Origin of the sequence: Porphyromonas levii (genome assembly GCF_018206105.1) — a bacterium.
Taxonomy (GTDB): Bacteria; Bacteroidota; Bacteroidia; order Bacteroidales; family Porphyromonadaceae; genus Porphyromonas_A; species Porphyromonas_A levii.
In genome coordinates, this window is record NZ_JADRGN010000003.1 from 59,299 (window position 1) to 74,347 (window position 15,049).

Here is a 15,049-nt window from a genome sequence, read left to right on the forward strand (position 1 = left end):
TATTTCTAATAAACAAAAAATATAAACTGCCTCGCTAGTATATGTAGGTTGGTGTTATCCTGAAGAGACTTCTTTGTAATGCCTTATTATTAGTTGACGTGTGTTGCAAAGGCATAAAGAGTGCGCTAAATTTTGCTTAGTGCCTTCTTTTTCCCTATCTTTGTGATAAAGTTATAACTATAGAGACATTTTAGACATGAAAGATTTAGCAACGATACTGAAGGAGACGAAGAGTGCGATGAATGAAACCATCGTCTTTCTCGAGGAGAAACTGGCGAAGATCCGTGCAGGTAAAGCCAACCCTAAACTTCTAGATGATATCCGCGTGATGTATTATGGCAATCCTACACCACTGAGCAATGTTGCCAATGTGTCAGTGCCTGATGCCAAGACTATTATTGTGACGCCTTGGGAGAAGAACTTGATTCGTGATGTGGAGAAGGCGATTATTGATTCTGACCTAGGTATTATGCCTGAGAATAATGGGGAGTTGATTCGCATTAGCATGCCACCACTTACCGAGGATCGACGTCGTGACCTCGCTAAGCAGGTGAAGGCTGAGGTTGAGCAGGCAAAGGTGAGTATCCGCAATGGTCGCCGTGATGCTATCGACACGCTTAAAAAACAAATTAAGGAGGGTATGCCTGAGGATGTATCTAAGGGTGGTGAAGCTGATGTTCAGAAGCTCCACGACACCTATATAAAGAAGGTAGAAGAGCTCTTCGCCGCAAAGGAGAAGGAGATCATGACGGTATAAGACCTATGGCAAATACGGGATTGGTGGTGCAGAATACCGGGAGTTTCTACCTCGTAAAGGTGGAGACGGGAGAATCGTACAACTGCAAGTTGAAGGGAAGTTTCAAACTTAACGGTATCCGTACCACCAACCCTGTAGCTGTAGGTGATGTTGTTGACTTTGAGCTGCCCGCTACGGACGAGGGCGAGCAGATGTCGTGGATAACCAACATACACCCACGACGCAATTATATTATCCGTCGTTCGTCCAATCTTTCCAAGCAGTCCCATATCATAGGGGCTAATCTTGATAGGTCATTGCTCTTGGTGACCATCAATTATCCCGTTACATCTACTACATTTATCGACCGCTATCTCGCTACTGCCGAGGCGTATAGGGTGGAGACCGCTTTGGTCTTCAATAAAGTAGATCGGTATACCGACCGTGAGCGACAAAAACTCAATGAGTTGCTGCATACCTATGAACACTTGGGCTACCGCTGTTTTGTGATATCGGCAAAGGAGGGAATTGGGTTAGAGGAGCTCAGAACCTACATTTCAGAAGGGGTTACCCTTATTAGTGGGCACTCCGGGGTGGGCAAGTCGACTTTTATCAATGCATTAGTCCCTGAGGCACATCTTCGGACACAGGCTATTTCGGAGCAAAATAATACTGGAGTACATACCACCACCTTCTCTGAGATGATACCTTTTGGGTCACAAAAGGGCACTTATCTGATTGATACCCCAGGTATTAAGGGGTTTGGTACCATTGAGTTCGAACGAGAGGAGGTCGGTCACTACTTTCGTGAGATATTCGAGGTGGGGAAGGCTTGTTATTATGGCGATTGTACGCACACTCACGAGCCAGATTGTGCAGTGCGTAGGGCTATAGCCGAGGGTAAGATACCTGCCTCTCGATACAAGAGCTACCTGAGCATCCTCAATGAGGAGGAGGAGAGTAAGTACAGGCTCTAGGAGCCGTTGAGAGCAAAGATTATGAGGAACTTCGTATGGGGCACATTAATCATAATGTGCTCAGCATTGGGGCTACAAGCACAGGACTCTATCCCCAAGGAATATCAAACATTGGTGCAGCGCTATTATGAGTATTATGAGGCGGCGAAGCCTGATAGCGCAGAGTTAACGTTGCGGCAGGCGTTGGCGCAATTCCCTGAGGAACCGACCAACTTCATACTGAGGGGCAATCTTGCGGAGCTTCTATTGGCACGCCAAGATACTACTTCGGCACTCGCAGAGCTGTCCGAGGCGATTCGGCAACAGCCTCAGGTCACACAGCTGAGGTCGAGGCGCGCAGCGGTGTATGAGGAACTAGGGAAGTACAATGAGGCTCTTCTTGATTTAGACGAACTGATTCGCCAGCAACCGACTTGGGAGATCCCATTATTTAATAGAGCTAGGGTGAGGTCTACACTTGGGCTCTATGAGGGGGCGATTGTGGATCTGGAGAAGATTATGAGTATCAATCCCGATGCGTATTTGCCACGAATTGCACTGGCAGAGGCGTACCAAAAGGCTGAACGAGCACTGGAGGCGGAGAAGCTCTTGAGTCAGTTGATAGAGCGTTATCCCAAGATTCCCAATGCTTATAGAGCGATGGGGTGGTTGCTGATCAGGCAAAACCGTAAGTCGGAAGCGCTCGATAAGGTGCGTCATGTGATGAACGAACTGAAGGACGTCGATAAGGATAATTATTTACTTCGTGGTACTATATGGAGGAGCTATGGAGAGCCTAAGGAGTCGGAAAAGGACTACGCTGAGGCGCTTCGCTTAGGTGCTACCGAGGTGGAGATAGAGCACGCAAAACATGAGGGCAAGAGTAGGTAAATGGGTCGTTGCGATCCTATTGATGGGGTTGGTGTTATTGCCTCTTTTGGGAAGGGAACAGAAGATGAAGCAACAGCAGATTACGGTGACGGAGGAGATGAGGGCGTTGGGACGCCTGTATAATAATTACTGGCGCCATCTGGAGGAGTACGATGCCTCCAACGATGAGCGACATGACACCCTCTTGTGGAGTAGGGAGAAGACTGACAGAGAGGCAGAAGCGCTCCTCGGGCGCCTTTTCTCACAGCGAACGGTACTGCGCATGGCTCAGAGCGGTAACCTCGCCCGCCAAGGGAGAGTGGAGCGTTGGGGCTTCGTCCTACTAGAGGGCGAGACTATTTATGGTAACGTGCTGCGTGTCGCCAGTGCTTTTGCACGCGAATCGGAGACTATCAAGAAGCTCTTTAGGGCGGAGATAGAGGCAGCACTACAGGAGGGCTACTACCCTGAGGCACTCTTTATCTTGCGTGAGGGCTATTCGGTGGAGGAATATGGCACGTACCGTTCTCATTTTGGTGCGCAGGCTGAGGGCACGCTGATCGACTTACTGCTGCTTCAGGAAGAGTATACCACAACCCTTGAACCTATTGAGGATAAACTATCGGCGGAGAAAGTGACCGATGCCGACCAAGAGTGGCTTCGCCTAATGCCCCCACTACAACAAAGAGCTGAGGGGATTTTGGCTGGTCTTATGACCACGCCCTATGCTTCTGAGGGGCAAAGTATTTTTGATGATTGCTTCGGGGCTAAGAAGGTAATCATAGAGGCAAAGGATCTGAATACTGCCACGGGAGTGCTCAAGGTTAAAGTCTTTGGTATTTTTCCTTCGGGTTGGGAATTGGCCCGACAGGAAACGAAGATAGCTCTTATTCCAGAAGGAATAGTACGATTAGAGGTGCAGGATCAGCTCCCTAAACCAGGGACCTACTACTATAACGTCCATGCTCTAGGGGCATCTAACGGAGGGTATGGAGCTTATATGAGGTATGATAAGCTCTATATCTATGCTTATGAATCGCAGGATAATAAGGTGCAACTGCATGTGCTAGACCGTGCCACTGGAGCTCCCGTGGAAGGGGTCGTCGCGAAGGGGGGTGAGCAGACCAAACGAAGTGATCAGCTAGGACGAATTACTTTCGAAAAGAAGCAGCAGGGCTATATGGTGACCGTGGAGGATAATCGCCTTGCTGAATCGTTCTCGACGTATGTTCCACAGCTCCCTGAGACAAAATCGGTGGAAGCTGGGCGCACTACGCAAGCCAACTTTTACCTAGACCGCCCCCTCTATCGTAGAGGTCAGACGGTTAAGGTGGGCGTTGTGGTCTCTGAATCGGCGCAGGATAAGGAGCACACGTTGCCTGATTATCCATTACAGCTTACTCTCGAAGCCTCCAGAGGTGCCGAAAAAGTAACAGTGCACCAAGTGACGGTGACCACGAATGCCCAAGGGGTGGCAGAGACGACTTTCCAATTGCCTGAGGATGCCAACCTAACGGACTATCGCATTAGTAGTAAGATGGGGACCGAGTTTATTGAGGTGCAGGATTACAAACTGAGTTACCTCTCGGTGCAGATAGATAGTATTCCCAAGGGTTATGTAAAGGGACACCCCCTTGTGGTCATGGGTAAGACCACCGACCTTAATGGTTACCCTACCTCTGCTCAGGTGCTCCTCGAATATGGAGACCGCAAACGTGTGGAGGTGCAGTCGGGCGATGATGGCTTATTCACCATCACAACCCCTAAGATTGCTGAATATGGCTACAATATCCGTCTTTCTGCCTCCGATGCGCTTGGTAATACGGCTGAAATACTAAGGTATATCTCTACAATGGATACCGATATGCCGCTCGATCCCCACATGTTATTGAAGGGAGATAAGCAGAATAAGGAGCGTTTCTCTCTCTCTACTAAGCAGCAGCCCTACACCAAAAGGCTACTGGGGCAGCTCAATAATCGTCATATCTATGCGCAGCTGGTCAATGAACGAGACACGATTGACCTCGGAGCGCTTCCAATAGAGGGTGAGCAGGAGTTTTCTCTCCCTCAGTTGGCTAGTGGAAACTATAGGGTGCGGCTATCTACCACCGATGGTTATGGCGTGAAGCAAGTAGCGGAAACGGGACCAATATATTTCTATAGTCCTAAGGATAAGCAGTTGGTGGGCGAACACCTTCTGTGGGTCACTCGAATAGCGTCGGGCGACATCCTTTATGGTAGTAGTTACGACCATCCCATCTATTACTATCTGGAGCAAGAGGGGCGAGTAGTAGAGCAGCGGGTGCTACAGACAAAGGCTGGTCAATTACAACGCCTATCACTGCCTAAGGGAGCTTCAGGAAAGGTCGAGTTGGTGACTGTACGTCACATGAAACAGGAGACTCAGACCAGAGAACTAGATGAACCGGATTCAGAAAAGGGGAAGGCTCACTTTGAGGGATTGAAGTTCGAGGAAAAGTATCTGCCAGGAGCAGACTTCAAGAAGAGCATTAGGGTATTAGATGAAGTGGGGAAACCCCTTGCGAAGGCGCCTGTTATTGTTACAGTATTCGATAAGGCGGTGGTAGATGCCGCAGGAGAAAGCGCGTTTTGGGAGTTGATCTCTGCACCACAATGGATCGTGGCAGAGCCTAGATCGATGATGTACACCAAAGCTTTCGATAATAGGGCTTTCGAGGAGAGCGCTGTCCTTAACAAGGTTGTAACGTTTGGCTCAGCTGGTGCAACTGCATCGGATGCCCCCTTACGTACCAACTTTGTGGAAACTGCCTATTTCTCTGCACTACTTGTCACTGATGAGGAGGGCAAGATAGATCTCTCCTTTACCATACCAGATACCCAAACCAAGTACATCACTAAGCTATTCGCTTTTACAACCAATTTGGAGGAACAAGTGATGGATGAGGCAACTTTCGAGGTGTCCACCCCGCTTAGTATAGAGCTGTCTACCCCTCGCTTCCTTACTTGGGGCGATGAGCTCAATGGTGAAGCGGTGCTGAGGAATACCGCTGACCAACTGCTTACGGCACGATATAGCATTGCCAATGACTCTGTACAGCTTACAGAGGGTGTTGTAGAGGTGCCAGCGAATGGTACGGTAGCGGTTCCATTTGCCATTCAAGCGACAGAGGGCGAAGTACTGAGGCTGCAGGGTAGGGCACAGGCAGGCGATGTGGCGGATGGCGTGAAGCGAGTGATTCCTCTGAGGAGTAACCTCTCGACCTATACAGTGGCGCAGCCGATCTCCGCATATAAGCAGGATGAGGTGCGCCTCTCTATGCCCAAGATGGAGTTGTCGAGCACACCGCTCACGTTGCAGCTCTATCTAGATCCTATACAGTTGCTTCTGAGCAAACTGGCGCTCGCCCATCGTCTTACGGAGGTCGAGGAGCTAGGACTATTTGGTGCGGTACATTACTATGCAGTCTACAGCCGTCTCCAGAGGTATTTGGCACAACATCCTGAGTTCGCAGATGAACTTAGGGGCGCTGCGGGTGAGCTCGAACAGGTGGCACAAAAGCCAAGTACGGCTATTGACCGTATGGCAGACCCCAAGACGCTTGCAGACTTCTATCGGTTCATTACCGATACGGCAAAGCTCCAGGAGCGATTGTCGGCATTGGAGCAGACCATTCTATCCCATAGCATAGAGTCTGGTGGCTTCTTCTATAGCCCTTTCTACCGAGAAGCATCACCTTGGCTCACCCATTATGTACTTTCATCGCTGGGTGGGTTGACTATAAAAGATGCCCAATTAGTAGCGCAACTAGAGCGCTCATTGGGCTTCCTTGAGCGAGAACTAAGTAAGGAGCGGAGTTACTATCATGACTTTGTAGGTTATGCACTGATAGCCCACGAATATGGGCGTCCACTGCCCGACTTCGGTAAGCCTATGCAGCAGCAGGTGGAGTGGTTGCAGAAAAACTATCAGAGCACCGATAATAGCACCATGATTAGGTATGCAGAATATAGTCGTATCTCCGAAGGGAAGACTCGTTATCCCGAGGTGCGTCGTTTTATTAAAGATCGTAGTGGCTTTACTTTTAATGACGATGAGCAACTCTCCCTAATGCTTTTCCTACAGAAGGATGAGGCTGAGGTGCAAGAAGGGGTAGTGTCATTTGCCCTTAAGGTCAAACAAAACACCCTTTGGTACGATCGTGGCATCCTTGATGTCGCTGAGGTGATTCTGGACAAGGTGAAACCGACTAGGATTTTCGCTAATGCAGCACTTCAGATAAATGGACAAAACTACCACCTCACGCCTCAGGAACGACTCACAGGTGCCGTGACAATGGCTTATCCTGCGAAGGCGGATCAATTGTCGGTTTCTTGGAGCGGTATTGAGAGCGACTATGTCTTTGGTGGACTGAGTTACCTGGTAACTGAACCAAGTGCCAAGGCAACACCTACGGGCGATAAACTAAAGGTAGAGAAGCAGATATTTGTACGCCAGGTGGATAGTGAGGGGAACCAGACTTTCGCGCTCGCCGAGCATGTGGAGAAAGGGGATAAACTGATTGTCCGTTACCTTATTGAGGCAGATCAAGACCTGAGTCTCATGATGCTTGTTGATCCTAGACCTGCTACCTCGGAGTTCGGTTATCAGTTTGAGGGTTACGGGCGTGGGGGTCGCTTCTGGTGGCACTACAGCCGCAGAGATGCTGAGGATCGGATTTATATCGATTGGCTCCCAAGAGGTCGCCACCAAATAGAGCTGGAGGCTGTAGCGAGCCAGAGTGGTCGCTTTACCTATGGTCCTGCCCAAATTCAGAGCTTTTACGCCCCTGAGTACGCAGGTAACTCCTCGGGTGGCACCCTAGATATCCACTAAGCCGCCAAGTAAGCCCCCAAACCCCCTAAAGGGGGCTGTGTTGGGAGGGACATAGATTTTGGCGATAATGTTTGGAGAATATAGAGAATTGGAGAATGTTGCACGAAGTGCCCATTCTCGCCGATTTGCTTGCAAATCGGCTGAGACGTTGCACGATGGTGAAATACAAGACACTGAGATTGAGGCTGACGGGAGCGTACTCACGTACGTGACCGAAGCCGAATGTCGAAAGTAACGCAGTAGTTCGCCACCGTGCAACAGTCTCAATTGAGTAAATACTCATTGGATTTGGCGTATAGGTCAATAGTTACTAACACTTTTGACCTGTACGCCTCGGGTTAATAGTCTTCTCTTTTGTTATTTTTATTTTCTTTATTTTCAAATTGAGGTAATTTGAAGATGATCTCCTCAAAGCAACGTTCCCTGTAGCTTATTTCTGGGGAATGATGGTTGCAAATCCCGATAAATAGTGTACCTTTGTGCATATTGTATGGAGTATTATGGCTCGTTCTATCGGAGTACTTTTGTAAGAGTACTTGTGACAGACGACCGCGAAGCGTACCCAGAAGTGCCGTATGGTAGACGAGAGAAGGTGGATGGTGGCATACACCAAGATGCACCACGAAAGAAAAGTGGTGGAGCGGCTCAAAGCTCAAGGGATTGAGTGTTTCGCTCCTATTACTCGAGAGGTACGGCAGTGGAGCGACCGTAAGAAGCTGGCAGAGCATTTGGTGGTGTCGATGACCATCTTTACTCGGGTCAATGAGGCAGAACGTCTGCTTGTGCTTCAGGATCCATCGGTGTCCTACTATATGATGGACAGAGCCACCAAAGGGTTGGCAGTGGTGCCGGAGGAACAAATTCGTGCCTTTCGACTGATGCTCGCCGGTAGTGAAGGTCCCGTGACCATAAACCCTAACTTGTTGGCTCCAGGAGACCTAGTGGAGGTGATGGAGGGTCCGCTTAAAGGGGTGGTAGGACAGTTCGCCAACTATAAAGGCAAAGGGGTACTCAGCATACATATTGAAGCACTTGGCTTCGCAAGCGTAGAGATTTCAGCGGAATTAGTAAGGAGTATAGGGTAGTGCCCTATCAGTGACTAAAGGAAAGACTATGGCTAATCAATCAAACAACGAAAAAAAGGGATTTAATAAGGTCTTGGGGAATCATGTTATCAATAGATTATACATTCTCCTAGCGGATGCTCTTGTCGGTCTGCTCGCAGGAGTCGTGTCCCTGTATGCGTTTGAGTTATCGACCTATTTAGTCGATACAACGCTGCACACCGTCTTATTAGTGGCTATATCCGGTTTCATTGCCACGTTGGTGTCCTCTTTCCTTTTTGGAACCTACCGCCAACTTATGAGGTACCAGGTGTTTGCGATTGGCAAAAGGGTGTTGCTGATGCTCCTACTTAATGCTCTGATTTTCGCTCTTATCGTCCTCGCTTACAATGCCGCTATGACGATGGGGTATAACGGGAAGATTCTCTTGACCTTGGCAGTAAATTACTTTGTCGTATTCTTTGTAGCGTATATCCTCTATCGCTCATTCATTATATTGGTAGCTCGGCGGTTGTGGTTCGAAGAAGAGCCGAAGGCAAACTCTAAGGAGCGACTCCTTATCTATGGCGTGGATATGTTGAGTAGTAGGCTGGTTGCTCGTTTTGAAGGCGATCCCCACTATCAGCTCCTTGGATTCTGTAAGAAGCATAAGCAAGGGCGCACTAATGCTACTATTGGGGACTTTTCGGTCTACCAAGTAGATGATATGAAGGAGTTCTCTGCCCTAGTCAAGCGACTCAATATTGATGGTATTCTTTTTACTTCCAAGAGAGACCTTTTAAGAGAGCGCGATAGCTTTGTTTACGAACTAGCAGCTCTGGGGGTTAAGAGCTTGTACCTCCCTGAGATTGGCGAGCACTCAGCAACTGATATTGCGCGTGAGGCGGTGCAAAGGATCGAGATGGAGGATCTCCTACAGCGCGACGTGATCCGTCATGAGCAGGAGAAAGTCAATGCTATGTATCGAGGAAAGGTGGTTATGGTGACTGGTGCTGCAGGAAGTATCGGTTCGGAGCTGGTCATGCAGATTGCAGCTCTAGGCGTGAAGCAACTTCTCCTCCTGGACCTCGCCGAGACCCCTTTGCATAATGTGCGACTGAGACTCCAGCGGAAGTTCCCCAAACTTGACTTTGTGCCTATCCTTGGTGATGTACGTAGTCAGAAGCGCTTGGATGCTATATTTACGAAGTATAAACCGGAGATTGTGCTCCATGCTGCAGCCTACAAGCATGTGCCACTACTCGAGGAGAACCCTTGTGAAGGGGTTATGGCGAATGTGCAAGGCTCCAAAAATATGGCTGACTTCTGCCTCAAGTATGGGGTGGAACGTATGGTGATGGTATCTACCGATAAGGCGGTGAATCCTACTAATGTACTCGGCGCTTCTAAGAGAGCTGCGGAGATCTATGTGCAAGCACTGGGCAAGGCCGTGGAAGGAGGGAAGGTGGAAGGGAAGACCACCTTTATCACTACTCGTTTCGGTAATGTGCTCGGCTCTCAAGGTTCGGTGATACCGCTCTTTAGAGAGCAGATAGCAAAGGGTGGACCTATTACGGTTACAGACCCAGAGATTAACCGTTTCTTTATGAGTATACGAGAGGCTTGTTCACTCATCCTAGAGGCATCGTCGGTAGCGAAAGAGACAACCATCTTTGTCTTTGATATGGGTGAACCGCATAAGATTGTCGACTTGGCAGAGAATATGGTACGCCTAGCGGGTCTGGAGCCTTATAAGGATATTGATATTGTCTTTACGGGACTACGCCCTGGAGAGAAGCTCTATGAGGAGAAGTTGGCAGATGGTGAGAATACCATCCCTACCGATATCCCTAAGATACATATCGCTAGGGTGCGGGAGCACAACTATGCCGACCTCTACGATACCTATGAGCAACTGAGAGACCACGCGCGCAAGGTGCAAGTCACAGAGTGTGTCGCTCTCCTCAAATCCCTTATTCCCGAATACATCTCCGCTCCCAACTCCCCTTTCGCCTCGCTAGATACCCACCGCACAACCAAAGGCAACAGAAACTAATATTATCGTCAATAGATAATAATCATGCCCACAGGAAGTAGGACGGCAAATACACTGAAGAATAGTAGGATATCGCTGATATTCTACGTCATTGTCATCTTCCTGAATTTCTTCTCTAGAAAGGTATTCATTGATGCCCTTGGAGCAGAAATATTGGGGCTTAATACCACTATTACTAATCTTCTGGGATTACTGAACCTATCGGAACTTGGTATTTCGAGTGCGGTAGCATTCACCTTATATGCTCCGATAGCAAGAAATGATCGGAAAGCAATTCAGGAGATTGTTTCAGTTCAAGGATGGCTTTACAGTATCATAGCAATCATTGTCATCGTAGGTTCAGTGGTGATGATGGCGTTTTTCCCTATGATATTTGCCAAGACAGGACTGCCTTTATGGTATGCTTACGCTACATTCGCTGTATTCCTTTTCTCAGCTCTACTTGGCTATTTCGTGAACTATCAAATGATAGTGCTTTCTGCCTCGCAGAAAGAGTACCTCAACGTCATCGCAAAACAACTGCCGGTATGCATAAAGACGGTAGCACAAATTATAGTGCTATTATATGTAAAGCAAGGCTATGTTGCCTGGTTGATCTTGGAAGTCATTTTTGCCATTGTGACAGCTTGGCTCTACTCCTATATGGTCAGAAAAGAATTTCCATGGCTAGAGGTCTCTATTTCCTTGGGAAAGAAAGTCAGGCGCTCCTACCCGGTTATACTCACGAAAGTCAAACAGCTCTTTTTTCACAAGATTGGTACATTTGTCCTCTTTCAAAGCAGTCCTCTCGTGATTTATGGTTTTACCACGCTTACCATGGTTGCGATTTACGGCAATTATATGTTGGTGATTAACGGATGTATCGCATTGCTTGGGGCTGTCTTTAACGGAATTACGCCAATTCTCGGCAATTTAGCCACAGAGAAGAATAAGGCAAAAGAACTCGATATTTTTAATCAATTCATTTTAGTGCGCTTCTTCCTCGGGGCTATCGTAACCTTTGGTATAATCATGGGAGCAGACGACTTTGTTACCCTCTGGGTGGGAGATGAATATATGATGCCCAAGGTTCCGTTCCTTCTGCTGGCTTCTATCAGTTATATCCAGATGACGAGACCGTTTGACTTTTTCCTAAGTGCTTACGGACGCTTCGAAGATATTTGGGCACCGGTTATAGAGGCTGCAATAAATCTCGGTGGCTCCATATTGCTCGGTTATTTCTTCGGGCTGACCGGTATCTTTATTGGTATACTCCTTAGCCTGTTGGTTATCGTAGTCGGATGGAAAGGTTATTTTCTTGCAACAAGAGACCTAGAGATTCCCTCTTACCTCCCTACCCTAAAGTATTTACTCTACACGGCTTACTTTGCTATAATCGGTTGGGCGCTATACTTGCTCTTTGACACGTTGCAGATGAGCAACGGCATCGGTATCCTCGGGTGGTTTGGGTACGTCTCTCTCAAAGTGGGAGTCTTTGCGCTTGTGAGTCTGATTCCCCTCTACCTTTTTGATAAAAATATGAAGCGATTGACGGCTCGATTTATAGAGCCTGTAATGGATAAAATCAGAAGAAGGTAAATGACTGAAATGAGGGCAATATGTCTTTTGTCCAAATCTTATATGAGAATCGAGCAAATCTCATACGAGAATTAAGTGAATCTCATATGAGAATCAAACGTCACTTATATGAGAACTTTTTCATTCTTTATTGGTCGCCCTTAAGATAAATACATTATCTTTGTAGTGAAGACTAAATTAAACGCTTCCGTAAGCGAAATTTCTCCGGCTTCGGAAGTCTTAACAAAAGGAGGAAAACCTAATATTTTATGGCAAACAAACCATTGCAATTCGTGCTCTTAGAGCGAAAAATGAATCTGGGTGAATACGCAGGAAAAGTCGTGAAATACGCACGACCCACAGGACGTCATCGTGTCAGCTTCCGCAACTTTTGCGAGCGTGTGGCAAAGTCCACCACCTTCAACCGTCAAGAAGTAGAGGCGGTATTGAATTACGCCACAGAGATAGCTCGCGATATCGTGGCTGATGGCGATATTGTCGAGTTCGGTGATCTGGGTACGCTTAAGCCTTCTTTCAAAGGGAAAATTGTACCTCCCGGCGATTCCTTCAACGTGCAAAAGCACATCGAGAAGCCTGTCGTAAAGCTCGTACCCTCGCGCAAATACTTCACGCTCACAGATGTTTCCTACGAGCAAACAACATTAAAACCAAAGAAGACAAAAGCTTCATCTTCCCAAACCAAGCCGGAAGGAGAGAATGTACAACCAACTCCAGGATCGGGAAGTGACGACCTATGATTCTTTACCGGAACATAACCGGAATAAAGCTATTCCTTAACAATTAAAACAAACAACAGGGGCGGGGTGTCACACCCCACACACCCCGTCCCATCAATCAATAAGACACCCATCACGATGGATACAAATCACTCTCCTTTTCTTTCGATAATCGTCCCTGTATACAATGTGGAAAAGTACTTGAACGAGTGCGTGGACAGCATCCTCGGACAAGACTTTACCGACTTCGAACTCATCCTCGTAGACGACGGCTCACCTGACAATTGCCCTGCAATCTGTGATGAATACGCAGAAAAGGATAATAGGGTTATTGTTATCCACAAAGAGAATGGAGGGCTATCATCAGCAAGAAATGCCGGAATAGACATTTGTAAAGGAGAATACATTTGGTTCATCGACTCAGATGACTACATTTATCCTGGATCATTTGCGGCTATTGCAGATACCCTATTAAAACACTCCGTTGATTGCCTTAAAATAGGAACTGCTGAGCTTAATGAAGATACAGGCAAAATAAGACCAAGACGGACTCCTCAATTAACAGAAATCTATAGTGGATTAGATTTGTATAGATCTCATCCCCCTATGCATAGTTTTTGTTTTATTGTAAGTAGGAGAGCCATTTATACAGACCATAATCTATTCTTTTATCCGAAACTTATATCAGAAGATATTGAATTAGAACCCAAGTTTTATGCCCATATAAAACGACTGAAGTATTTGCAACCGAGTAAATCGCTACCTTTCTGTTACATCTATAGGCAACGTTCTGGAAGTATTTCACACACATATTCAAGAGAAATGATCCAAAATAAAATAGACTCATGGAGGAAGATTTTATTGTCTTGGGAAAAGATCTTTGATATGAAGGATCCAGAGATTGGCACTTATGATTATTATATCTACCATAGAGAGTACTGTCCTGCAGTAGCATCATTACTAAGTACGATATTCAAAGCGTCATCACTGTCTGTAGAAGAAAAAGAAACTTGGTACAAGAAATTGCAAAAGAAAAAGATTCTCCATCATCTCAATTTTTCTAATTTCTTCGCTTTACCTCTATCCCTCAATAAAGTATCCGTACACTTAAAGTACCTTTTTTGGACGATTCTCGCCAAATGTCCACTCCTTTTTAAATTAGGGATACGAATTCCACGAATAAGTAGTCGATGATGTATACCTATGACTATAGTAAACTATCAATGTTCTCAAACTGGTTATAATCCTAGCATGAAGAATAAGATTGCATCAAGAGCTACAAACATTACACTTCTTGCTCTGTCTTTTTGTTTCTTATCCTGCTTTTTCTTTCTTTTTACAAAGTCTTTCCAAACTAGCCCCGATGGAGAATCGTATTTGAACATCTTTGGAAGAGAGAATATGTTCGTTGGAAGAGAAGAAGTCGGATTCTTAGCCTATGCTTGGGGACTTAAACAGGTGTTCAACAATCCTGAAGCATCTATGTATGTCACGGTTTCCTTTTCTCTTCTCCTTTTTTTTATTTCTCTTAGAAAGTACTTGAGAAGAATAAGTCTATTCACTCTAAGTTTGTTCTTATTTTCGATTGTCACTATTTTTAGTAACCTTTTGGGCGTTCAGCTCCGTGCAGGGCTGGCATCATTTATGTCTGTGGCATTATTTGTTACAGCATATTGTAGTCCACATTTGAAGTATAAAAAGTGGGTTTCACTTTTATTTTTGCTCCCTGTTGCTTTTCACTACAACACAGCATTGTCCGTTCTGCTTTCACTCGCATTTATATGGACTCCTGTGCGATTTCACAAGACTATTAGTTTCCTTTTTATATTAGGCACAGCCTTCTTATTGAAACCTGCTTTTGCCTTTGTAATTAACGACGATGCATACTATGTGAATTACTTAACCGATGAGGCTCTGGGGAGAGTGTTACCATTCTCTATCGTTTTTTATTTGGGTACTGTGGTTTATATAGTTTCTTATCACGCCTTAAAAAAAGAATCGCTCAATATTCTGGAACTTTGGTCAGTCTCGGGGGTTGGTCTCTTATTGCCTTTTATTCAAAACTTCTATCTAGCTGCTAAAATACTTACCCCTTTCGTTATTCTTGCATTCATTTGTACCCTAAAGCTTATTGATCTAATAAAGATCCCTCAAAAAGAAATTATAGGTCTACTTCTATATCTGATATCTTACGCCGGTTTTTACTATTACGCTGGACAAATTCATTACACACTATAAC

10 protein-coding genes are annotated in these 15,049 nt (G+C 46.3%); all 10 read left to right on the top strand.

Features of this window, described 5'->3' with window-relative positions; all coding sequences use genetic code 11:
• The first annotated feature begins 238 nt into the window (after positions 1–238).
• The 10 genes from frr to IX315_RS01380 all read left to right on the top strand — a co-directional run bounded on the left by frr (position 239) and on the right by IX315_RS01380 (position 15,048).
• Entirely contained in the window at positions 239–757 is a 519-nt protein-coding gene (gene frr, locus IX315_RS01335; RefSeq protein ID WP_394365976.1) for a ribosome recycling factor, read from the top strand.
• Positions 758–762: 5 nt separating this feature from the next.
• The gene (gene rsgA, locus IX315_RS01340; RefSeq protein ID WP_018357343.1) at positions 763–1,713 is read left to right on the top strand and encodes a ribosome small subunit-dependent GTPase A; all 951 of its coding nucleotides are present in this window, start codon (positions 763–765) and stop codon (positions 1,711–1,713) included.
• 21 nt (positions 1,714–1,734) lie between these two features.
• Positions 1,735–2,583 carry a tetratricopeptide repeat protein gene (locus IX315_RS01345; protein ID WP_244973047.1) on the top strand — a complete coding sequence of 283 codons (849 nt, stop codon included), beginning with the start codon at positions 1,735–1,737 and terminating at the stop codon, positions 2,581–2,583.
• Entirely contained in the window at positions 2,564–7,417 is a 4,854-nt protein-coding gene (locus tag IX315_RS01350) for an alpha-2-macroglobulin family protein (RefSeq protein WP_211831692.1), read from the top strand. The genes IX315_RS01345 and IX315_RS01350 overlap by 20 nt, the downstream gene beginning before the upstream one ends.
• Positions 7,418–7,992: 575 nt before the next feature.
• Entirely contained in the window at positions 7,993–8,502 is a 510-nt protein-coding gene (locus tag IX315_RS01355) for a UpxY family transcription antiterminator (protein ID WP_211831693.1), read from the top strand.
• 28 nt (positions 8,503–8,530) lie between these two features.
• Complete coding sequence (locus tag IX315_RS01360; protein WP_211837099.1) at positions 8,531–10,516, top strand: UDP-N-acetylglucosamine 4,6-dehydratase family protein; 1,986 nt, start codon at positions 8,531–8,533, stop codon at positions 10,514–10,516.
• 24 nt (positions 10,517–10,540) lie between these two features.
• Positions 10,541–12,094, top strand: coding sequence for a lipopolysaccharide biosynthesis protein (locus tag IX315_RS01365; RefSeq protein ID WP_211639432.1), 1,554 nt, complete (start codon positions 10,541–10,543; stop codon positions 12,092–12,094).
• A gap of 248 nt (positions 12,095–12,342) precedes the next feature.
• Complete coding sequence (locus tag IX315_RS01370; protein WP_211640891.1) at positions 12,343–12,831, top strand: HU family DNA-binding protein; 489 nt, start codon at positions 12,343–12,345, stop codon at positions 12,829–12,831.
• Positions 12,832–12,948: 117 nt separating this feature from the next.
• A complete protein-coding gene (locus IX315_RS01375; RefSeq protein ID WP_211639434.1) occupies positions 12,949–14,004 on the top strand; it encodes a glycosyltransferase family 2 protein in 1,056 nt (351 codons plus the stop codon).
• A 57-nt stretch (positions 14,005–14,061) separates the two neighbouring features.
• Positions 14,062–15,048 carry an EpsG family protein gene (locus IX315_RS01380; RefSeq protein ID WP_211639436.1) on the top strand — a complete coding sequence of 329 codons (987 nt, stop codon included), beginning with the start codon at positions 14,062–14,064 and terminating at the stop codon, positions 15,046–15,048.
• Position 15,049 lies beyond the last annotated feature (1 nt).

Excerpts from the sequence above, each read along its gene's own strand:
- frr (WP_394365976.1), top strand. The coding sequence starts at position 239 with ATGAATGAAACCATCGTCTTTCTCGAGGAGAAACTGGCGAAGATCCGT.
- rsgA (WP_018357343.1), top strand. The coding sequence starts at position 763 with ATGGCAAATACGGGATTGGTGGTGCAGAATACCGGGAGTTTCTACCTC.
- IX315_RS01345 (WP_244973047.1), top strand. The coding sequence starts at position 1,735 with ATGAGGAACTTCGTATGGGGCACATTAATCATAATGTGCTCAGCATTG.
- IX315_RS01350 (WP_211831692.1), top strand. The coding sequence starts at position 2,564 with ATGAGGGCAAGAGTAGGTAAATGGGTCGTTGCGATCCTATTGATGGGG.
- IX315_RS01355 (WP_211831693.1), top strand. The coding sequence starts at position 7,993 with ATGGTAGACGAGAGAAGGTGGATGGTGGCATACACCAAGATGCACCAC.
- IX315_RS01360 (WP_211837099.1), top strand. The coding sequence starts at position 8,531 with ATGGCTAATCAATCAAACAACGAAAAAAAGGGATTTAATAAGGTCTTG.
- IX315_RS01365 (WP_211639432.1), top strand. The coding sequence starts at position 10,541 with ATGCCCACAGGAAGTAGGACGGCAAATACACTGAAGAATAGTAGGATA.
- IX315_RS01370 (WP_211640891.1), top strand. The coding sequence starts at position 12,343 with ATGGCAAACAAACCATTGCAATTCGTGCTCTTAGAGCGAAAAATGAAT.
- IX315_RS01375 (WP_211639434.1), top strand. The coding sequence starts at position 12,949 with ATGGATACAAATCACTCTCCTTTTCTTTCGATAATCGTCCCTGTATAC.
- IX315_RS01380 (WP_211639436.1), top strand. The coding sequence starts at position 14,062 with ATGAAGAATAAGATTGCATCAAGAGCTACAAACATTACACTTCTTGCT.